Origin of the sequence: Pseudoalteromonas sp. CR1 (genome assembly GCF_019392235.1) — a bacterium.
GTDB lineage: Bacteria > Pseudomonadota > Gammaproteobacteria > Enterobacterales > Alteromonadaceae > Pseudoalteromonas.
Genome location: NZ_JAHXRM010000001.1, coordinates 376,527 through 398,330, shown reverse-complemented (window position 1 = coordinate 398,330; position 21,804 = coordinate 376,527). Strand labels below are relative to the sequence as shown.

The following is a 21,804-nucleotide window of genomic DNA, read 5'->3' as shown; positions in this document are numbered from 1 at the left end:
CATATAGTGTGGCACTCCCAATAAATTGACGATAACGCAACATTAATGGTCAGTAGTCGCTGCTCGAATAGGTATATCTAGAGGTTATTTACTCTTTATTGCCTACATGGATGTAATACCAATCCGCAATAATACTTAATCTTTTTGCGGGGCAAAACGCGTTAATAGCTTTAAAATAGATGACTTAATTAAGCGAATTGGTATAGCCAGTAGAATAACGCAGGAGCAGTTATCCTACTGGGTTACATACCTCGTGCAGTGATTAAATAACCTCTAGTTTGAAAAGTTTTAATCCACAAAAATCAACAGGTCTTAGTAATAAGTCACTTTTTTAACTTCACGTGGTTTTATTTCACCAATATATAGGTCGTGCACACGCTTCATGTTGAGCTCAAGCTCAGTAACATAAGTATCGTCTACCGCATAAGTTTTAATAATTTGCGCACCTTTAATTACGCCTTGCACTTTGCTTTGTAAGTAATCGTCTTTTGCTACTGCGTTTTCTACACTCATACCTGCGGTCACCTTTTGCCCATAAACTTGTTCAGTGAGCTCTCGATAGGCCTCTAGCTTAGAGGCTTTGATAGCCATAAGCTGTTTTTGAGAAGCACTCGCTCCTTTTTGTAAACTAATAGGCGCGTAACCTACCGCTTTTAACACGGGGTAATTATTAGGTTCAACGTATTTGTATTCTACGTGCTTATCAAACACGCTGCTGCATCCACTTAAAGTTAAACACCCTAATGTGATCAGTAATGAAATTGCTCGCATAGTTTTATGCCCTAATATATTAATTATTTTGATTTATGCACATTTAATGCCATTAATAGCGTTATATTCGTTGATAAATAACATTGGTACAGTCCTTGCTGCTTTGATAATAAAGCTAACGTATATTTGGAGTAAAAGTATGAAATCGTTTTTATTAAAGGCATTTGCAGGACTAAGCGCAACTGCGTTATTTACGTTTTCGGCTTTTTCAAATGCGCAGTGGTATGAATCTACCGGGCATGCACTTATTCAAAACGACGACATAAGCACGGCCAAATCAGCAGCTATAAAAGATGCCATCACTCAAGCGTTGGTTTTTTCTGGGGCACGTGTTAGCTCTGTACAAACCCTGGTAGACGGCGTGTTAATGCAAGATCAGTTAAAAATTAGTAGCCATGGCGAAATTCAAAAAATTGAACTTGTAAGTGAAAATAAATACGACGATAAATTTGCCATTACCCTGCGTTTAGATATATTTGCGCAAACAGAGCAATGCCCGCAAAGCAGCTTTAACAAATTTGTTGCCGTAACACAAAGTCAGCTAGCTCATCGAGAGCAAGCCAGAATGGGTCAAATATTTGACGTAAACAAAGCAATTAGCAAGCGAATATTCACCACCTTACAAAAATCAAAAATGAGCGCCCTACCCGTTGCTTATTACAACATGCCTGTAAATGTAGATAATTACTTTTCACAACAGTACGACTATTCAAAAATACAGTTAGAAGAAATAGCATCCCGTACTAACGCTCAGTACGTGTTACTTAGCCAAATTACCGACCTATCAACAAGCGATAAACTCAATAGCGATTATGCTTTTTGGCAAGACGACAGCTACCAACGCAATTACAAAATAGAGTTTAGCCTTTTTAATGGCACAACCTACGAGCAACTTTGGACTAATAGCTATCAAGGCCAAGGTATTTGGCCGTTTGAAAAAACCGCTATTATTGATGTAAACAGTGATAGATTTTGGCAATCGCCTTACGGCCAAAGCATACAAGATATAAATCAAACCTTGAGTTATGATTTACAAGCTGTGCTAGCCTGTTTTCCAACACAAGGTAAAATAATGCATATGGAAAACAGCAAAATAGTGATTAATTTAGGTAAAGCACATGGCCTAAAAAAAGGACAAATGCTAAGTATTGCACACCATAACTACCTAACTGATGCTGCAGGTAATGTAATGCCTCATACCACTACAACACTTAATAAAATACGCGTAGAGCAGTTATATCAACAAACTGCGGTTGCAGTTAGCATTGACGACCAACCTTTGCCCGGCGTACAAATCAACGATGTAGTTGAAGTAATAAGCCAAGATCTTTAAAGCGCTTTAGCAAGCTGTGTTTTTAAATTAGGGTGAGCCGACAACCACTCACCTAATTGCTCAACCCCTGCCAAATGCGGATAATGCTTTCTGCATGCAAATACAACATTACGCTGTTGGTTGGGAAATATAGGCATATAATCAATGCCTGTTCGCTGCGTGCAAGCTAACTTTGGCACAAAAGTAACCCCATCATCCATCGCCACTAATGCAAGTAACGTTTCTAGGCTATTGCCTTTATATTGATTAGACACATCAACCCCTGCTGAAAAACAAAACTTTTGGGCTTGATCTTTAAAGCAATGACCATCACTTAACATTAATAGGCTGCATCCTTGAAGATCGCTAAGCGCTACTTTTTTATGCTTAGCCAATGCGTTGTCTTGTGAAACAGCAACTAAAAAGTCTTCTTTATAAAGTGGGATAGTATGGTAGTGCTTAAGCTCTGGTACGTCGGCTAAAATTGCAAAATCAAGCTCACCATTGTTAAGCGCATCTAATATGGTCGCTGTTTGCATTTCGATAAACGAAAATTGGCTGTCTACAAACGCCTCTTTCATCGAAGTTAACAACGTAGGCAATAAATACGGTGCGATAGTTGGAATAATACCAATTGTTAACTTACCTTGTAATGGGTCGTTAGAGGTAGAAGCAAGCTCTTTGAGTATTTGGGTTTGCTCTAAAATAACCTCTATTTGCGCTAGTAAACGTACTCCTTTAGCCGTTAGGGTAACTTGTTTAGTTGAGCGGTCAAATAAAGAAACACCCAAGGTTTGCTCAAGCTTTTTAACCTGCCCACTCAGTGTTGGCTGGCTAACAAAGCATGCATCGGCTGCTTTACGAAAATGTTTATGTTGCGCTATAGCTTTAACGTATTCAAAATCTTTTAAGTTCATGTTCAGCTCCAACCTGATAGCTTTTGACTATCAGTTTAATACAAACAAACGATTAGAACTATATTTAAATTTTCGCCATAATGGCCTTAACAAATCAAGAGGAACTAAACCATGTTAAAGAATATTGAAGGTCAAACAATCCCTAACGTTACATTTGCAACACGTCAAAACGACGAATGGAAATCGGTAACAACAGACGAAATTTTTAAAGGCAGAACAGTCGCTGTATTTTCACTGCCAGGCGCATTTACTCCAACATGTTCATCTACTCACCTTCCTCGCTACAACGAGTTAGCTGGCGTATTTAAACAAAATGGCGTAGACGAAATAGTGTGTTTATCAGTAAACGATACATTTGTAATGAATGCATGGGCTGAACACCAAGAAGCGCAAAACATTACTTTACTACCAGACGGCAACGGCGAGTTTACAGACGGCATGGGCATGTTAGTAGACAAAAACGATTTAGGCTTTGGTAAGCGCAGCTGGAGATACTCTATGCTGGTAAAAGATGGCGTAATTGAAAAAATGTTCATCGAGCCAGATCTACCAGGCGACCCGTTTGAAGTGTCTGACGCTGACACCATGCTTGATTACATCAACCCTAAACAAGCTAAACCAGAGCCAGTGAGCGTTTTCACTAAACCTGGTTGTCCATTCTGTAAAAAAGCAAAAGAGCTTCTTACAGAAAAAGGATTTGCCTACGAAGAAATTGTTATGGGTGCAGGTGCATCATTAACAAGCCTTAAAGCAATCTCTGGCCGCGACACCGTTCCACAAGTATTTATTGGTGGTAAACACATTGGTGGCTCAGACGACCTAGAAAAATACTTTGCTTAATAAGTAATTTTAAATAGGGGCCAAGCGCCCCTATTTACTAAAGGAAAAAGACGATGAAACAATTGCAAACCGACGTAGTAGTTATTGGCGCAGGTACCGCAGGACTCAGTGCATACCGAAACGCCAAACAGTTTACCCCTAACGTACTTATGATCGAATCAGGTCCCTATGGCACAACCTGCGCACGCGTTGGCTGCATGCCGAGTAAATTATTGATAGCTGCTGCAGAAGCTGCGCACTCTATCGAAATGGCACCTGCATTTGGTGTGCATAGCTCAAAGCCTGTAATAGACGGCAAAGCTGTTATGTCACGCGTTAAAAGTGAACGCGATCGTTTTGCAGGATTCGTAGTTGAAGCCGTAGATGAACTTCCAGACGAAGACAAAATTAAAGGTTACGCTAAATTTTTAGATGCCAACCGTGTGCAAATTGATGACCATACTATTATTACAGCCAAGCGTTTTGTTATAGCCACAGGCTCTCGCCCTTCATATCCTGGTGTATTTAATAATTTTGGTGACAAATTAATCATTAACGACGACGTATTCGATTGGGACGACCTACCAGAATCTGTTGCCGTATTTGGCCCGGGCGTAATTGGCCTTGAAATAGGTCAAGCACTTAGTCGCTTAGGCGTTAATGTAAAATTATTTGGCGTTGGTGGTGCTATTGGCCCCCTCACCGACCCCGTAGTAAAAGACTATGCAAATACTGTTTTTGCAAAAGAATTTTTTGTTGATACCGACTCAAACGTATCAGACATGATGCAAGTGGGCGACAAAGCACAGCTTACATACACCGACAAGCAAGGTGAAAAACACACCGAACAGTTTGACTATGTACTAGCCGCAACAGGCCGAGTTCCCAATGTTGACAAGCTAGGCCTCGAAAACACAGGCATAGAGCTTGACGAGCGCGGTGTACCGCATGCCGATCCGCATACAATGCAATGTGGCGAATCAAACATATTCATAGCCGGCGATGCCAGCAACATGATCCCGCTACTTCACGAGGCGTCTGATCAGGGAACCATTGCAGGGCAAAATGCAGGGCGTTTTCCAGATGTACGTATTGGCCTACGCAGAGCCAAAATTGCCGCTGTATTCAGCGACCCACAAATAGCCATGGTAGGTGAAAGCTTTACCCAAATAACAGACCGTTTAGGTTCATGTGGCTGTTTTGAAGTAGGCGAAGTAAGCTTTGAAAATCAAGGCAGGAGCCGTGTAATGCTAAAAAATAAGGGCCACATGCGTGTATACGCAGAGCAAGGCACCGGCTTATTTTTAGGCGCAGAATTTATTGGCCCACAAGCAGAGCACATAGCACACCTACTTGCATGGGCAGTACAAAACAAAATGACCGTACCACAAATGCTTAATATGCCTTATTACCACCCGGTTATAGAAGAGGGTTTACGCACCGCACTTCGCGATTTAAACGCCAAGCTTAAGTTTGGCCCAGATATCATTAACCACTGTATGGAATGTGGCCCAGGCGCATAACTTACAAAAAATAAACACTTGCTATCAAAAAGCCAAAACGTTTGTTTTGGCTTTTTTATTTATATAATTTTTAAGCACTGGTATCTCAAAAAATAGTTTAGCTGTTACACTCAATACGTAATTTAATTAAAAAGATGGAATAGCTATGCCCAATAATAAATTTAGACTAGTCACCCGTAGCGATTTTGATGGCCTTGTATGTGCCGTACTACTTAAAGATTTAGATCTAATTGACGATATTTTGTTTGTTCACCCAAAAGACATGCAAGATGGAAAAATAGACATTACCGCTAACGATATTACTACTAACCTCCCCTATGTAGCGGGTTGTCACATAGCATTTGACCACCACCTAAGTGAAACCGTTCGTAACGCAAGCGACATTAAAAATCACGTTATTGATCCTAAAGCGCCTTCTGCTGCGCGTGTAGTATACGACTACTACGGTGGCGCTGAAAAATTTCCTAATATTTCAGTAGACATGATGGACGCTGTAGACAAAGGCGATGCTGCACAGTTTTCAAAAGACGAAATACTCAATCCAACCGACTGGGTGTTAATGAACTTTATAATGGATGCCCGCACAGGCTTGGGCCGCTTTCGCGAATTTAAAATTTCAAACTACCAATTAATGATGAAGCTAATTGATGCCTGTAAAGATCAAAGCATTGACGACATATTAAAAATGGAAGATGTAGCCGAGCGAGTAGCGCTGTATAACGAACACAACGAAAAAGCAAAAGCACAAATAACACAATGTGCAACAGTACATAAAAACCTAGTAGTGCTAGATCTTACACAAGAAGAAATCATTTACGCCACCAACCGCTTTGTAATTTACGCCATGTACCCCGACTGCAATATTTCAATTCATAAAATGTGGGGGCTTAAAAAGCAAAACGTAGTGTATGCAATTGGTAAGTCAATTACTAACCGCAGCTCAAATACAAACGTGGGTGAGTTATGCCTTAAATACGGCGGCGGCGGCCACTTAAATGCAGGTACGTGCCAAGTAGAAACCAGCCAAGCTGAAACAGTACTAAGTGAATTAATTGATAAAATTACCAATGATGGTTAATTACTAATTATCAGCTATTAAATTGTAAAGCGAGTAAGTTTAGATTTACTCGCTTTTTTATGTGTAGTTATAAATTTTTAGCTATAAAAATAACTGTTTTACTAACGCTTCAACTCAATAGTTATTAATATTTTAGGTTTTTAAGAGCAGGTTTGAGAGAAACTGTCAGTCAAAAGTTCTGATGTCTGAAGTCAAGATTTGACCCTCGGCTCTTAAAAGCAAAACGTAGTGTATGCAATTGGTAAGTCAATTACTAACCGCAGCTCAAATACAAACGTGGGTGAGTTATGCCTTAAATACGGCGGCGGCGGCCACTTAAATGCAGGTACGTGCCAAGTAGAAACCAGCCAAGCTGAAACAGTACTAAGTGAATTAATTGATAAAATTACCAATGATGGTTAATTACTAATTATCAGCTATTAAATTGTAAAGCGAGTAAGTTTAGATTTACTCGCTTTTTTATGTGTAGTTATAAATTTTTAGCTATAAAAATAACTGTTTTACTAACGCTTCAACTCAATAGTTATTAATATTTTAGGTTTTTAAGAGCAGGTTTGAGAGAAACTGTCAGTCAAAAGTTCTGATGTCTGAAGTCAAGATTTGACCCTCGGCTCCTACTCGGCTCCATACTACTTAGTATCACTGTCAGATGAAAGTCAATCTTTCTTATCAAAACTAAAAGTCAAATAATAGGTTAGAGAGAGTTTTATTCATTTATTTAAATAAATGACCATACACTATAAATTTCGCTTTCAACTTTATTCAATGCTGTCATCATCCACGCCATACTTGTGTTTTTCTAAAGCGACTCTTTCATCAACCCTTTTAATTTCTTGTTCAATATAATTTTTCAATTTTTCGCTATAGAGAGTTGCGAATGTAACAACCTTCTCATTTCCGCTGCTTAACCAAGGTCTTATATCTTCAAGCTTTTGTTTTAAAGCATTGGCAGCTCCATATTCACCACTTGTTACGCCTGTTTGAAATAATGCGTTACTAATCATACTACGATTTTCATCGTTACAATCAAGCTCTGTCAATAATGCCTCAACTAATGGAAGAATCGATGAGTGGCCTTCATAACATGAAATTATAGCAATAATAACTTGTAATTCGCTTTTATCTTTTGGATCTAACTCCTTAAGAATAATATCAGTTAGATATGAGTCATAAGGTGTAAAACATTTCTTAAATAAACTCACCACGCCATATCTATGAACACCGTAATCATATTGGTAGTTTCTTTTGATTAAAGATATAAGTTTTATTGGGCTTGATGATAAAACATTCGAAATTGAATATAGGCTAAAAGGTATATCTTCATATTTACTGTCATAGTCCTTCGCCTTAGCGTATTCAATCCTTTTATCAAAGAAATTAAATATTGCATCAATATCTGAGCTAGCTAAATGCTCAAGGATTCCTTCTACTCTGTGATCAACGTCATTCACAAACACCAAGTTATCAACAATTAAGTTCAAATTTTCTTGTGACAGTGCTTCAACAAAAGATTCTTCCTTCCTAGAGAACCAGACATAATTTATCCAGCTAGTAGCAGTTTTGTCATTCAGATAGGTAAATATTTTTTTTACGCATTCATTGAGAAATTCGGGTTCTAACTGTTTCTCACTATTTTCAAAAATCCTTAATATCGAACCAACGATTATAGTATCATCAACTGTAATGGCACTTTCAATTAGTTTTTTAATCTGTTCATTATCAACATCTTTTAGTGATATAAATGCAGTTGAAACTTCCCATAAGTAGCTTTTATTTATTATCCAGTCATTTATTTTAAGCTTGAATTCTTTGTGAATTGATGAGTTCCAAATACCTCTAAAAATAGCAACAGCGGGTTTAGTCAATGATGACCCTTGCTGAAATTTAGCCAAAGTTTGCTGAGGGAAAGTCGAAGAAATTAGCTCCATAAATTTAAACAGCTCAGGAAAAGTCGCCAGATCCTTAGAATCAGTTTGAAAGTAAAGCTCTACTCTATTGAACCATTCTTCTAAATTTTCCAAAGAAAGGTTTTTGATATGTTTATCAATTCGTTCTTTGCGTAATTCGCGTTGTTTTTCGTAATTTGAATTTAATTCTTTCTCTAGCTCCCAGCTACCAAAAACCCCTTGGAAGCCAACAAAGTCTTTATAAATTTGATACTCCGAATGAGCAATAAGGGTTTTCTCTATTTCTAGGGCTGCTGCTCGCACTGGTTTGCTTGAGCTACGATAAAAGATCCAATAAGAATCATGTTCTATCACCTGAACAATTTCTAAAACTTCATTTTCTATTACAGAATCCCAAAAGCTCAATACTTGAACGGTATTTTCATTGATAATCGACTTCGTTTCGTCACTCAATTTGGAGCTAGACCTATAACTACAAGCTCGATTCATTAGCGAAATTAGTTCTTTCTTTTGAGGCAGCAACTCGACCTTATTATACATTTCGAACAAATATTCAATTGTTGTATTTCTGATTTTATTAGTTTGCTCACCCCCCGGTAACGCCATAGATTGTAAAGTAACCGTTCTATAATTCCATTGATGCCCTTCAATATCAGTAGCTAGAAAACTTTCTAGCACCCCAGATACAACAGGAAACAACTCTATTTTTTCTAATAAACTCAGTTCTTTAAGAAAGTCTAACAACTTAATTTGAGGGGTGAAGCCAATTCTCTCTACGGCATGAAGATTAAACTGAGCAATATCTTTAAAAGACTTTTCAACATTTTCTCTAACTGTTTGCTCTTCTCTCCAGAACTTTATCAGAGTAACCATAACTGCTTTTTGTTCTAAATACCGTAATTGACTAAGCAACGAGATAATCTTTGAATATAGCTTGTGTTTAGTCTGATATTTAGCCAAAAGTGATTCACTAACTTCCAATTTTTCAGTTTGCTGAATTCTGACCCAACAGTTACTTAAGTCCTTTATAGCTCTGTGAGCAACAAAGCTTATAAACTTCTCTAAAATCTCTAAGCTTGAAGATAGAGAGTCGAATGAAATTGAGTTATTTAGAACACTTTCAATATCTTTATAGATTGACTCAAAGTACCTTATAGATTTTGGATCATCGTGTGGCTTTGAAGCAAAGTGTTCTATTGCCTTAATTTTCATGCTATTCATTTTCTTGCTCCATCAAATAATCCAATATTTCTTCTTCCATTTGCTCTGCGGCCTCTTGAGAAAAACCGCAATTCATAGGCATAAGGTAATTCTCGGTAGCTTTTATTAGCTTATTTTGAATTAGGTACTCAACCCTATTAGAAATTTCACCTACCTGATGTCCTTTTCGATCATGAAAATATCGAAAACATATGTTCTTTTCTACGGTATCAAAAAATGCGATAAATCCTATAATTGCTTCATCTAAAGGCATTACTTCATCATTTGCTTGTAACAAGGCATTTCTCAATAAGCCCTCTATTTTTTTTTGTTCAATTCCCGAAGGTGAGGCTATTTCCAAAGCATCAAGAACTTTACCATTTTCATCATTTAATCTTAATATCAAGTCTTTAAGCTTAGTTAGAAGGTCGGAATGGTCATTTCCTTGACCAGCATAAGAGATAAGGTTTATTCCAAATGCTTCTTTGTAGTGTTCCTTGATAGGCTCACAGTCACGCATAAAGGCCCAAAGTTCCATATTCTTTGGCGTAGCAATTTCGTTTAAATAATCTCTAATGTGGTTAAAGTCAGGGTCTTCCAATCCCGCACCGATGAAAACAATTGTCTTTGTTTGAATTAATGCTCTCAAACATTCCTTATCTATATTTGGAGTGTGTATTAGCGTGTTATATTGATTAAAATCGAAAATAATATCATCGGGTTTAGTTATGCAACCGTGATATTTATATATATAGTCTTTAATAGCATTTCTTAAAATACTATTTATTCGATCTTTATCTCCCTTGTAAACCATCTCCATTGGTTTCCCTGTCTCATCAAAAGTTTTTTCAAGCAATAGATCATAATTGGGAGTAATTATGGAGGAAGTTGGAAGTTGAGCAATAAGTTGGTGAATCTCTTTGGGAGTGGCACTCGTGAATATTTCGCACTTTGGTTCTTCGTTAAAAAAATCAGCTAAGGATTTACCTATCTTATTAAGCTGAGAGGTTAACGTACTTGTTGCATTGATCAATTGACTTGTTTTTAGATATTCATTTGCTGCATTAATATCTCCGCCTAAAGAATTCGTGTAGTCTTTTAACCAATCTACAAGTTCCCACCAACTAGGAAGACCTGCAGGCGAAGAAGCTCCTGAGCCAATGAATAGAACTGTATCTCTATCCATTTTTGCAGCCAGTTGTTCGATTTCTTCCATCTAAATCCTTTTAAGTCTCATAAATGTTTATTGATATATGTCTATTAAATATTTTTCGAAATTACAGTAGCTGATTATTGGTAATTAATACACTTAAAGTATCATCTTGAAGTGGCTTTTGAGTATTTACGTTAACATATAATGAAGCGGTAAACTTTTAAATCATAACGCCCGCTATTGGCAGCAAAGCAGCCTGAATACAATTTGGCTATTTTAATAAAAGAGCATCACTAGATTATTCATATTTCAACATGCAATGCTACATATGTGCTACACAGAAATTAAAAATAGAGTCAGTAATACTTTAATTCATTGATTTTATTGGTAGCCCCTGCAACCACCAAACAGAACCAACAACTGATTGATAAATATAAATTTTACTACCAACAGAAGTAGGATATGTAACATAGGGTGTAACAAAAATATTTTTTGTAACTTTTGAAACACCCTGGGCTAAAAATAAATAAAGTTTTTTAAATTACTTTACTGAGCGTATTGAACATCTGCCCTAAAGTACCCTTTAACAGGAAAAGCTATATCTGAAGAGGCCATATAAGAAAAGTTTAGAATGTAAACCCCATCTTCTGGTAGCTCATATTCTAGGTCCTTAGTACAACTATATGGTCCATCATTTATACTTATACCTGTTGCGGCACGCCCTAACTTATTGCTACTTTGGCACCTAGAAAATATTATTTGTGGTATAAACTCCTCTAGGTAGGTGTTAATAAACAACTTATCACCAGCTTTACCTTCAAAAACATAATAGTTTTTATTCAAATCAGCATTAATATCGTTGTTTTGAGTTAGGCTTATACGACGAGGAGCACTGGGTAAACCTCCGAAGCCATTTTCGTCTAAAATTTCACGTTCATTATTCGCTACTGTATCTATTGTAAAGTAGCCGTAGTTTTCATCAGGGTAATTAAAGTGAATTTCATGCTCACCAGCGCTTAAATCAAATCTAGCACGAAAATCACAAGCCACATTTATACCGTCAGCAGTTATGAAGCTTTTACTCTCTGTCCCGGAGCTTTCGCATCGCGTTTGTTTAAGTACTTCAAGTCCAAGATCAAGCAATGCTGATATGTAAACCTTCGAGTCTTTTTCTAAATTTATAGTAAAATAATTCTCGAAAGCATCGACGTTAATTTTATTTTTCTTAACAAAAGAAACTTGTCCTGGATTACTTGGCGTTCCTCCAAGATTAAATTCACTTCCTGTGTCAACTGTACCACCGCTGTTATCGGGTACTGAGCTATTTCCTGACTCGCTTTCACTACCACCTCCACAACCGGCTAATGCTAATAGTAAAATTGAAGCGGTTATATGTTTCATTATATTCCTTTATTTGTAGTTCAATCTCTAAGTAACAATTACGAAGAGTTTTTATATTAAAATGCTTTATCAGCTATCTATCGTTTTAAATCACATTAACTAGCTAAATTAGAACCTATTAAATGTTCAATCTCTTCTAAATACTTTTCCCACTTGGTTACTAAGGCGCGCGTAACTTCGAACTCATAGCGGGAATAATCATTCCCTTTAAACCAATCATGAGTTTTTTGAGATACTCTATCTTTATAGCCAGCTCCCTGCCCCCACTCTCTGTATAAAACATTCCAAAGCACCTTATCTGTTTTCATCGTGCTTTCGTAAGCTGAACGACCTTTTGATAAAGCTAGCTGTGCTATTTCATCTATACGTATATCTGTTGTATTTCTGAGTTGCTTAAGTAAAGAGTGTGCTGGCTGTAATTCATTTTGAGCAAGCATATTCTCGATCAAAGTGTTTAAATCGCTTTTAACTGGGTAAATTTTATTTACGCATTGGGCACGTGCTCCCGATGCTATTTCTTGATAATAATCTAGATTATGCCAATCACCACTTCTATTCACACTAGCCCTAACACTGGCAGCATAGGTCCCTTTTGCGCTAATTGTTTTTACTAAAGGTAAGAAAAACTCGTTTAGCGTAGGTGTAGAGCCTCGAGACTTTTTTAACCAAGGCTCCAAAGTCATTTTTACTTGTCGTTTTGCAAGCTCTGCTGACTCTGATTTCAACTCGAGCTCAATTTCATTAACTGAATTACTAATTTCGGCTAAACGTACTTGGTGGTGCTCACGTAATGCCGAGACTTTATCAATTAGCAGCTTAAGTAAGTCAGTTGGTTCGTCCTGTTTCGCATCAAAAAATTCAATATCAAGTTTATTTACAGCAAACTTTTGCGAAAGCTCACTACTAATTTGGTCAGCTTTAATATCACGACCATCTTCTTTATCACCTACGGCTTCTTCATAATCCATAACATCTTCAGCTTCACCCGCGCGGTCTAAAACAAGTAATGCTGATTCTGAATTTATCCGTGATTTTAAACCCGCTTGAATCGCGCTATCTATCATTCGTGAACAGGTTTGATCTGGCGCATCATTAAAGCGAGTACAAAAAACACTTAGCGTTCGGTCATCTGTTAAACATTGGTCTAAGTCAACTCTGTTAACTGTTTGGTCAACTCCCTTTGTATCAACAAAAGTAAGTATAAAATCACCGCTATTAATATTGAGCTCAGGTACGTAAAGGGTGATTTTTTTAGCCAGACTAACATTAGGTTGAGTCGCACTATTTATTTGTTTAAATGTATTGTTTAACCATTCTAAGTTAGGCTCTGAGCCATCATTTTCAAAACGCGTTTGAGTACGTTTTTCTAGCTTAATAATTTTATTAAACTCATTAATTAACTCATCACGGCTAAAGTCTCTTGCAAACACTTTCGCAAAATCAGTGGCAATTCGTTTTCCATCAACTTTTTTACGTTCTATTTTCAGATCAAGCATATTACGTATAGCGCGCTCAACCTCAGCGCTTAATTTAAAACCCTCCTGATCAGCATCACTGTTATCTGATTTTAAATATAAAGCAAAATCCAGTAAAAAACTTTGTACTTCATCGTTTGTATAAGGTTCAACATCAACCATAGCTTGTTGGCTATGCTTTAAGTGAACTTCACATAATGTAGTTCTACCTGAGCCAGTACTTAATACAGGTGTGCCATTACTCACTAGTCCAAGCAAATGACAAATTGATGTTGTTTTACCAGCACCAACATTACCAATAAACGCTATTTTATGATTTTTATCGTTTAAGTAGCTTTCACTACGCTCATACAATTCGGCGTGGTTTTCGAGCTGTTTTCGAGTCGCACTTTGCATGTGCTCAGTCATTAATGTTTCTATTTTTTTAATTACGTTTGTATTCATTACTTTTTAACTTCCATTATTTATGCGTAATAATGTCAGTGAGTCTATGTAAACTCACTTTTCAATATTGTACTTACAACGCCTGTTCGACTATGGCGTCGGTTAGGTGAAGTTTAGTGGTTTGTGCGTCGGTTAAACTGGCTTTGAGTTGGTCGCAAAGTGCCATTAGTTCATCGACTTTGGTTACGATACGACGTTGCTCTTCTACTGATGGGAGAGGTACTTTTGTAGTTGAAAGTCTGTTAAGAGCCATCTTTTGAACTCCAACTTGTTTGGTCTTATCAAAAAATTGCTCTTGAGCGAAATCACTATCTAAATATTTAAACAAATAATATTTATCGACCCCTATAAATGGGGTCAATCTAGCCGCATTTTCAGTTAAATTCATGCCGTTGAACCTAATCGGTATTAAGCCACATTTACCGATGGTCGCACCGACAATGGTCATGTATAAATCATCCGTAGTTATTATATAATTGCTGATTTGAGATTGGACATCTTCAGTAATATAGTGAAGATCGTCTTCTCTAATGCTGCCATTTCTCATATCAGATACTCGAATATAGATATAAGGGGTTACTTGCCTAGATAATACTTGCCCTTTAGGTAAACGTTTTCCGCCCCGAATTGTAACTAACTCACCTAGATTAACCCACTCCCACCCTTTTGGTAATTCAAACGGCTTTTCTTCGTCGGTGATTTCAGGCAGTGGTTTTTGCTTTTTGATTTTTTTATCTTTAATCAGTTGGGCTTTTTCTGCTGCTATACGCTCTAGGAGTTTGGCGGCGGGTTCGTCGTTTGGGTTTTGTGGGACGAGTTTACCCATTACTGCGAGTTGTAAAATGGTTTGCTTTAGCGTGTCGATGCTGGCGGTGGTGGTGAATAGCGTGTCGAAGTGCTCGCTTAAGCGTTGCCAGTTTTGTTGGAACTGTGTTGTGGCTTGCTCAGGCGTTGCTCCTTGCTCTGGTGCTTTCAGTAAGGCCTCTAACAGCACTTCAACTAATGTTTGATGTGCCGCAATGCTATTTTCAGTTTGCGCTTCAAGCACATCACACAAGTTCATTAGCTCATCGACTTTAGCTACGATACGTTGTTGTTCTTCAATCGGTGGTAATGGGTGAATAACTTTTTCCATACGTTCTTTCGTCATATGAATCATTGCTATACCATTTCCGCTGGCTTTTATTCTTTCTGATATAGCTGCTAGAAATAGTTTTGAAAAGTTTTTATCTAGTGCTATTTCTGAGTAAATATCCATCTTCCAAATATGGTAATGATAGATTACTTTGCCTCCGTTCCATATAAATGGCCCAAAAGAAGCTGACCAAGCATATATCAAATCACCATCATCTATATATTTTTCAGGCTCTAGTTGAAGATCAGAATAATACCAATCATTTGAGGTAAAAAGGTTTCCAACTCTAAGTATGGGTGTACCAGATGTAAGCATTTCAGCTTTTTTGTAAGCTCGACCATTAATTACATTCAATAGCTCTTCTAATCTCGCAGTAGACCAGCTGCTTGGGTATGAATAAAAATGCTCATCCTTAATGTTTTTCTTTGACCTACTTCTTTTTATCACCCCATCATTAATCAAAGCTTCTTTTTTATCAATTGAACCTCTAAGTGCTTGTTGGGGTGAACTATCTTTTGGATCTTGTGGCACTAACTTGCCGCGCACTGCGAGCTCTAAAATAAGCTCACGGAGTTTTTTAATGCCGTGAAGTGAAAACTTTTTAGATGAGCCGCGACCTGATGAAGATTTTTGCTCGATGGCTGTCGTCCAAATATCAAGGTGCTCGGTGATTAACTGATCAGCGTTTGTGCTTGGTGTTTTTGAGTCAGCCATTACTTGTCCTCAGTATCTTTTGAAAGGGCTGCTGACAATATGCCTTTAAGCTGATCGCGCAGTGCTTGTATGTCGGCTTGTTGTTTTGAGTAGTCGGCTAGTAACTCTTCTGGGTCGTGACTCATTACCTCGCCTACATGCGGGTTTTTAATGTCTAGGTTGTAGTTACGGGCAATAATATCGTCGATTGATACTTTCCAAGCCTGCTCGGTTTCAGTCCGGCTGGCAAAGCCGTCTGCCTCATTGCCCCACCATTCGAGCTCCGTTTTAAATTCTTCAAACTTCATTGGTTTGGTTTTGTTGTAATTTTTTACACCGGCTGGATATGGGTGCTCGTAAAACCACACGTCTTTTGTTGGCGTGCCTTTAGTAAAAAACAGGATGTTAGTTTTAATACTTGTGTACGGGTTAAACACGCCATTGGGTAAGCGTATTATGGTATGTAAGTTACATTCCTCTACCAGTAGCTTTTTAATTTTGGTTTTTACGCCTTCACCAAACAAGGTGCCGTCTGGCAGTACCACTGCGGCGCGCCCTTTAGTGTTGAGCACTTCTATAATGAGCTGTAAGAACAAGTCGGCTGTTTCGCGAGTTTGCATGTCGCTTGGGAAGTTTTTTTCTATTCCGTCTTCTTCAGTGCCACCAAAAGGGGGGTTGGTGATGATGACATCGACTTGGTCGTCCCAGCTTGAAAGTGGTTTATTTAGGGTGTTGCCGTGTTTAACTTGTACCGGCACCTCTATGCCGTGAAGCATCATGTTGGTAGTACACAGTAAATGCGGGAGTTGTTTTTTCTCTACACCATGTATTTGCTTTTGAAGTATTTGGTGGTCGTCGCCCGATTTTACATAGTTTGCTTTTACGTGGTCGAACGCACACGCTAAAAAGCCGCCGGTACCACAGGCAGGGTCCATAATAGACTCGCCTAGTTTTGGGTCGGTTACTGCCACTATAAATTTAGTGATTGCGCGCGGGGTATAAAACTCGCCTGCGTTGCCTGCGCTTTGTAAGTCTTTTAATATTTGCTCGTACAGGTCACCAAATAAGTGGCGCTCTTTTGAGTCGGTAAAGTCTATTTCGTTTAGCTTATTGATTACCTGGCGTAGTAGCGTGCCGTTTTTCATGTAGTTAAAGGCATCGCTAAAGGCTTGGGTGACTACATAGCCGCGAGGGTTTTTATCTATGGGTGCGGTTAGGTTTTTAAGCTCTGGGAATAGCTTGTCGTTTACAAACTCTAACAGCTCATCGCCCGTTATGCCTTCGTTGTCGGCCGCCCAATTGCGCCATAAAAACTGCTCGGGGATTGGCTCGCGGTAGTCGTCTAATTCAAGCTCTAGCTCTTCTTCTTGTGCGTCGAATACTTTTAAAAATAGTAACCACGACATTTGACCAAGGCGTTGTGCGTCGCCATCGACACCGGCATCTTTACGCATAATATCTTGAATAGATTTAATAGCTGAACTGATAGACATAGGTTTCTCTTGTTTGATTATTTTTATAAACAGCGGATAAAAGCAAATATGAAAGCTGTTTAATTTAAATGGTTTAATGCTTTGCTGACGCTAATACATAGCAACAGCAAACATAAATTTAGGCTGTTTTAGGCGCTGGCATTTGGTAAATTTCGGCCTCAAGCTCTTTAAGTGCTTGCTCGTATTGTGGTTTGCCACCAAAGCCTTTTTTTACTATTTCACTTAGGCTGCCAATTTCGTTAAACGGCGCGACTTTAAGCGCTTGCATAGATTCTATTTCTTGCACGCCTACATCGGCGTATTTTAACAGAAGGTTCTCGAGTACGGTGTGCGCGGTACCCGAATATTTAGTGAAATAGTTACGCTTTTGTACGTTATCTGCGCGCTCTTTACGGGTAAGGGGCGGTTGGTCGTAAACTACATGGCAGATCATATCAAATGGGTCCATGTCTTTGCCGACTTCCTCCTCAAGCGCGGACCAAATAATGCCTTCTTCGGCAAGTTCATCTATTACTGCTTGCTTACGGTCTGATTCGTTCCAGCGTTTTACAAAGTCATCCAATGAACTGTACTGCTTGCTCATAGTTTTACGGGTGTAATCTATAAATGACTCGGTAACAAGTTTACCGTCGGTATCGTAATACTGTACTCGCTCTGCCACTTTATTAACGGTAACACCGGACACGCGGTACTTAATCATTTTATTAGTTTCATCGTCCCATTCACCATCAAGCGCTCCATCGCCTTTGGGGTCATTTATGGTGTCGTTATTGGCATCGGTTGTATCGTCAGCGGTTGATTGATCGTCGAATACGCTATCAGGCTGCTCTTCGCCCGTTGTATCGTCTTGTGATTCAATATCTACGTCTTCGTTTTCAATGTCGGTTGGCGTTACTTTAATTACTTTTTCTGGTGTGCCATCAAAACGTTCATCGGCAAATAACTCGGTGGCTTTTTTAAAGTCGAGTATAGTAAACCACAACTTGCCATAACGGTCGTCAATACGGGTACCCCGCCCAATGATTTGTTTAAACTTGGTCATTGATTGGATGTTTTGATCAAGCACTACTAGCTTACAGGTTTTAGCGTCTACCCCTGTGGTCATAAGCTCTGAGGTGGTAGCAATTACTGGGTAAGGGCGTTTAGGGTTTATAAAGTTGTCGAGCTGGCCTTTACCTAGTTCGTCATCGCCGGTGATCTTCATCACGTATTTATCGTTTTTAGCCATTTGCTCTGGGTTTAAATTAGCAATGGCCCGGCGCATACGTTCGGCGTGGTCTATGTCGTTACAAAACACGATGGTTTTAGCCATAGGGTCTGTACGCTTTAAGTAATTAGTAATGGTTTCGGCCACCAGCTGGGTACGCTCGTCTATGACCATTGTGCGGTCAAAGTCTTTTTGGTTGTATATACGGTCTTGTATTATTTCGCCTTGGTTATCTACTTGCCCTTTTGTTGGCCGCCAACCTTGAAGATCTACATCAAGATCGACACGTACCACTTTGTATGGCGCTAAAAAGCCATCTTCTATCCCTTCTTTAAGGGAGTAGGTATAAGCAGGGTCACCAAAGTAATCGGTGTTTGATACTTCGTCGGTTTCTTTGGGTGTTGCGGTTAAGCCTACTTGAGCAGCCCCTTTAAAGTAGGTGAGTATTTCGCGCCATGCGCTATCTTCACTTGCGCTACCACGGTGGCACTCGTCAATGATAATAAGGTCGAAAAAGTCTGGGGCAACCTGCTTAAATGCTTTTTGAGATTCTTCTGGCCCTGTTAGCGCTTGGTATAGTGCTAGGTGTATTTCGTAAGCGGGGTCGATTGTTCTGCCGGTAATTTTGGTCATTGACGTACCAAACGGCTGAAAGTCGTTAATACGTGTTTGATCAACCAATATGTTGCGGTCGGCTAAAAACAAGATGCGTTTTTTAGCGCGTGATTTCCATAAGCGCCAAATGATTTGAAACGCGGTATAGGTTTTACCGGTTCCTGTTGCCATAACGAGGAGTACACGGTCTTTACCTGACGATATGGCCTCTACTGTTTTATTAATGGCTTGGAGCTGATAGTAACGCGGGTGCTTACCACTACCATCATCATAATAGGCTTGGTTTATTATAGGAAGTTGCGACTGTGTATAACCTTTGTAAGCGCAATACTTAGCCCAAAGCTCTTGGGGTGATGGAAAGTCTTCTAAGCGTATTTCGGTTTCGAGGTTATGCGCATCAGGTGTGCCTAGCTTGGTTTTATCGTGGAAAATAAAGCCATCACCATTAGAGGCGAATATAAACGGTACATCGAGTAGCCTGGCGTAATCTAAGCCTTGTTGTAGCCCTTTGCCTACTTCATGCTTATTTGCTTTGGCCTCAATAACAGCAAGCGGCATGCTGGGTTTATGGTAAAGGACTATGTCAGCCGATTTAACCGTTTTACGTACACCAAGTTGCCCACGGACGATTACTTTACCATCACGTAGTTTAACCTCTTGGCGTATTTGAGTTATGTCGTCCCACCCTGCGGTTTTAACTGCGGGCAGAATAAACTTACTGATTATATCGGTTTCGCTGAGCTTTCTTTTATCCATAACTTAAACCATCCCTAAATACTGCGCTACAAGCCAACAAGGCTTTGCGTACAACTCGTTGATTCAACGTGTTTCATGCTATTTAGTGATGCTATATAAAATACGGTTAATAAGCAAAATAAAAGGTAAACAAAATAATGAGATATTAAAAAATAAAATTGTAACTTCTATACAAAATAGAGAAGAGGACAAATCGTTTATTTACCACTTTTTATGTTCCGATAAAACAACAAAGTATTATTCTATCATGCACTTAAAAATATATTTGTTCCGCCGTTTGTTCCGCGTTGTTCCGTTTATAAAAAGCGTTTTTAGAATAGGTAAACGAGTGATATTTTTGCAATATTTAAGTTTACTACAACTGCTAAGCATTATCGTAATCATCTAGCCACTCGGCTACAGTTTGCTCTTGTGGTTTTCGTTTTAAATATATTCCCTCTTCTTGCTCTATAGAAGGGGCTATAGCTTTACCTTTTACCGCACTACCTTGTTTACTTATACCGTGGCTATAAGACTCCGTATTATTTAATGTCCGTGATTCACAATATACGTAGTTATTCATACTCGTAGTCTCACCATTTTCTATGCCTTGGTATATGTGGCTATTAGCATTTTCGCTGCCACTGTTTAATGCCCCATAAACATGCCCTTCTATATTGCCACGGCTAAGTGCCGCACTAGCGCCACCGCTTTGCCCTTCGCCTGTCGCTAAAACGCCACGATTAACCGCCTTAATAATTTGCTGATATGTTATGTTTGCTAAGCAAAGTGTCTTAGAGTCCAGTTTATTACCTTTTCTTATTTCAGCTTGCCACAGGTAGTTTTTCATAATATTTATTTTTTTATAAAGTTCACTTGGCCTTCTAGGTTTTGGTAAGTTTGAGCAACTCCAGAATTTGAGTAAAGCTCCTTGTGCTGGTGGATTAAAAAGTTTTCCATTTAAGCGCCCTGACTTTTTTTTACGATCCAATGATACGTTAAAAATTGTGTAGTAATCTTCGTGAAAACTCAAATCAGTAAAGCTCATTGTTAGGCCATCGTATTTACTCAAATACCGTCCAACTTTAAACTGTCTAAATTGGTATATAGGCTGTGCGATCACACAGCTTAGCTGGCTTAGTAAAGTGTTTTGATAGATGTGGAGCCAGTCACTAGGAACCGGCTTTCCACTTTTTGGAGTAATATTTAATTGACCGTTAATAATACTAATTACATCACCACGGTTAATTAAGTCATTAAGATTAACCATATAACCTCCTAGCTTCCCAGGAGGTGCTTTATTGGCTTTAAAAGTTCAGCTGTTTGCTCTGGTGTGAACTCAGCTAATTTGCGTTTAATACGGCTTTTATTTATGGCTGTTATGATAGTTCCAGCAATATCTAATGAGCTAAAACTATATTTTAAATGACCACCGATACCATCTGAATTTGGGATTTTTTCGCGCATGAATTTGAATCCGAACTCGCGCTCAAGATCTGTAAAATAGTTTCTCCCACTCGATAAACCAGCATTACGTAAGATATCTAATTCTGTCGCACCTTCTGGATGAGCTAGAATATACAGGTTAGCGCGCTCTGTTTTAGATTGCGGCTTTTTAGGAGCTGGGCTTGCGGCGTTGCTACCGCTCACAGCACACATTATGCTGCCCCTTTATGGTGTTTAACAGTTGGTAGGTTTTCTAGCCATTGCTGAACATCACATTCAAACCAACCAACCGAGTTTAAACCCAACTGCTTTCTAGCAGGAAACAGTCCTTCACGCTCTTTGCGCCATATAGTTGCACGGCTTAAACCGGTCAACTTAGTTACTTCATGAATTCGTAAAATTTTGTTGTTCATGGAAATTCGCCTTGTTTCGTTTTAGTTCAAGGCGAATGTTAGAGACTCTGAAATAAAAATCTCGGAA

16 protein-coding genes and 1 pseudogene are annotated in these 21,804 nt (G+C 38.7%); 5 read left to right on the top strand and 12 right to left on the bottom strand.

Annotated elements, in window-relative coordinates; all coding sequences use genetic code 11:
* Positions 1-312: 312 nt before the first annotated feature.
* The gene (locus tag KZZ04_RS01840; protein WP_058550958.1) at positions 313-771 is read right to left on the bottom strand and encodes an LPP20 family lipoprotein; all 459 of its coding nucleotides are present in this window, start codon (positions 769-771) and stop codon (positions 313-315) included.
* A gap of 139 nt (positions 772-910) precedes the next feature.
* On the opposite strand from KZZ04_RS01840, the gene KZZ04_RS01835 reads away from it, so the two are divergent.
* The gene (locus tag KZZ04_RS01835; RefSeq protein ID WP_219421634.1) at positions 911-2,104 is read left to right on the top strand and encodes a flagellar assembly protein FlgT; all 1,194 of its coding nucleotides are present in this window, start codon (positions 911-913) and stop codon (positions 2,102-2,104) included.
* Here KZZ04_RS01835 and KZZ04_RS01830 read toward each other — a convergent pair.
* Complete coding sequence (locus tag KZZ04_RS01830) at positions 2,101-3,000, bottom strand: LysR substrate-binding domain-containing protein (RefSeq protein ID WP_219421632.1); 900 nt, start codon at positions 2,998-3,000, stop codon at positions 2,101-2,103. The two genes, KZZ04_RS01835 and KZZ04_RS01830, sit on opposite strands and share 4 nt — an antisense overlap.
* A 111-nt stretch (positions 3,001-3,111) precedes the next feature.
* On the opposite strand from KZZ04_RS01830, the gene KZZ04_RS01825 reads away from it, so the two are divergent.
* From KZZ04_RS01825 to KZZ04_RS01810, 4 genes and pseudogenes are all read left to right on the top strand, one after another.
* On the top strand, positions 3,112-3,840 hold the full coding sequence (locus KZZ04_RS01825) for a glutathione peroxidase (protein WP_010555882.1): 729 nt from the start codon (positions 3,112-3,114) through the stop codon (positions 3,838-3,840).
* 53 nt (positions 3,841-3,893) lie between these two features.
* Positions 3,894-5,342 carry a dihydrolipoyl dehydrogenase gene (locus KZZ04_RS01820; protein ID WP_058550955.1) on the top strand — a complete coding sequence of 483 codons (1,449 nt, stop codon included), beginning with the start codon at positions 3,894-3,896 and terminating at the stop codon, positions 5,340-5,342.
* Positions 5,343-5,487: 145 nt separating this feature from the next.
* Positions 5,488-6,420 (top strand): exopolyphosphatase, encoded by a 933-nt coding sequence (locus tag KZZ04_RS01815; RefSeq protein ID WP_219421630.1) that lies wholly within the window; start codon positions 5,488-5,490, stop codon positions 6,418-6,420.
* Positions 6,421-6,636: 216 nt separating this feature from the next.
* Positions 6,637-6,822 (top strand): annotated as a pseudogene (locus KZZ04_RS01810) (exopolyphosphatase); the annotation flags it as partial.
* A gap of 356 nt (positions 6,823-7,178) precedes the next feature.
* Here KZZ04_RS01810 and KZZ04_RS01805 read toward each other — a convergent pair.
* The 10 genes from KZZ04_RS01805 to KZZ04_RS01760 form a co-directional block, all read right to left on the bottom strand.
* On the bottom strand, positions 7,179-9,548 hold the full coding sequence (locus tag KZZ04_RS01805) for a hypothetical protein (protein WP_219421629.1): 2,370 nt from the start codon (positions 9,546-9,548) through the stop codon (positions 7,179-7,181).
* On the bottom strand, positions 9,541-10,743 hold the full coding sequence (locus KZZ04_RS01800) for an SIR2 family protein (RefSeq protein WP_219421627.1): 1,203 nt from the start codon (positions 10,741-10,743) through the stop codon (positions 9,541-9,543). Before KZZ04_RS01800 ends, KZZ04_RS01805 begins: the two co-directional genes overlap by 8 nt.
* Before the next feature lie 483 nt (positions 10,744-11,226).
* Positions 11,227-12,081 (bottom strand): hypothetical protein, encoded by an 855-nt coding sequence (locus tag KZZ04_RS01795; protein ID WP_219421625.1) that lies wholly within the window; start codon positions 12,079-12,081, stop codon positions 11,227-11,229.
* Positions 12,082-12,176: 95 nt separating this feature from the next.
* The gene (locus tag KZZ04_RS01790; protein WP_219421623.1) at positions 12,177-14,000 is read right to left on the bottom strand and encodes a hypothetical protein; all 1,824 of its coding nucleotides are present in this window, start codon (positions 13,998-14,000) and stop codon (positions 12,177-12,179) included.
* A gap of 73 nt (positions 14,001-14,073) precedes the next feature.
* Positions 14,074-15,849 carry a restriction endonuclease subunit S gene (locus KZZ04_RS01785; RefSeq protein WP_219421621.1) on the bottom strand — a complete coding sequence of 592 codons (1,776 nt, stop codon included), beginning with the start codon at positions 15,847-15,849 and terminating at the stop codon, positions 14,074-14,076.
* On the bottom strand, positions 15,849-17,321 hold the full coding sequence (locus KZZ04_RS01780) for an N-6 DNA methylase (protein ID WP_219421619.1): 1,473 nt from the start codon (positions 17,319-17,321) through the stop codon (positions 15,849-15,851). Before KZZ04_RS01780 ends, KZZ04_RS01785 begins: the two co-directional genes overlap by 1 nt.
* Before the next feature lie 118 nt (positions 17,322-17,439).
* On the bottom strand, positions 17,440-19,899 hold the full coding sequence (gene hsdR / locus KZZ04_RS01775; RefSeq protein ID WP_219421617.1) for an EcoAI/FtnUII family type I restriction enzme subunit R: 2,460 nt from the start codon (positions 19,897-19,899) through the stop codon (positions 17,440-17,442).
* A 364-nt stretch (positions 19,900-20,263) separates the two neighbouring features.
* Positions 20,264-21,148 carry a hypothetical protein gene (locus KZZ04_RS01770; protein WP_219421615.1) on the bottom strand — a complete coding sequence of 295 codons (885 nt, stop codon included), beginning with the start codon at positions 21,146-21,148 and terminating at the stop codon, positions 20,264-20,266.
* An 8-nt stretch (positions 21,149-21,156) separates the two neighbouring features.
* Positions 21,157-21,537 (bottom strand): hypothetical protein, encoded by a 381-nt coding sequence (locus KZZ04_RS01765; RefSeq protein ID WP_219421614.1) that lies wholly within the window; start codon positions 21,535-21,537, stop codon positions 21,157-21,159.
* Positions 21,537-21,737 carry an AlpA family transcriptional regulator gene (locus tag KZZ04_RS01760; protein ID WP_219421612.1) on the bottom strand — a complete coding sequence of 67 codons (201 nt, stop codon included), beginning with the start codon at positions 21,735-21,737 and terminating at the stop codon, positions 21,537-21,539. The genes KZZ04_RS01765 and KZZ04_RS01760 overlap by 1 nt, the downstream gene beginning before the upstream one ends.
* Between the last annotated feature and the right edge of the window lie 67 nt (positions 21,738-21,804).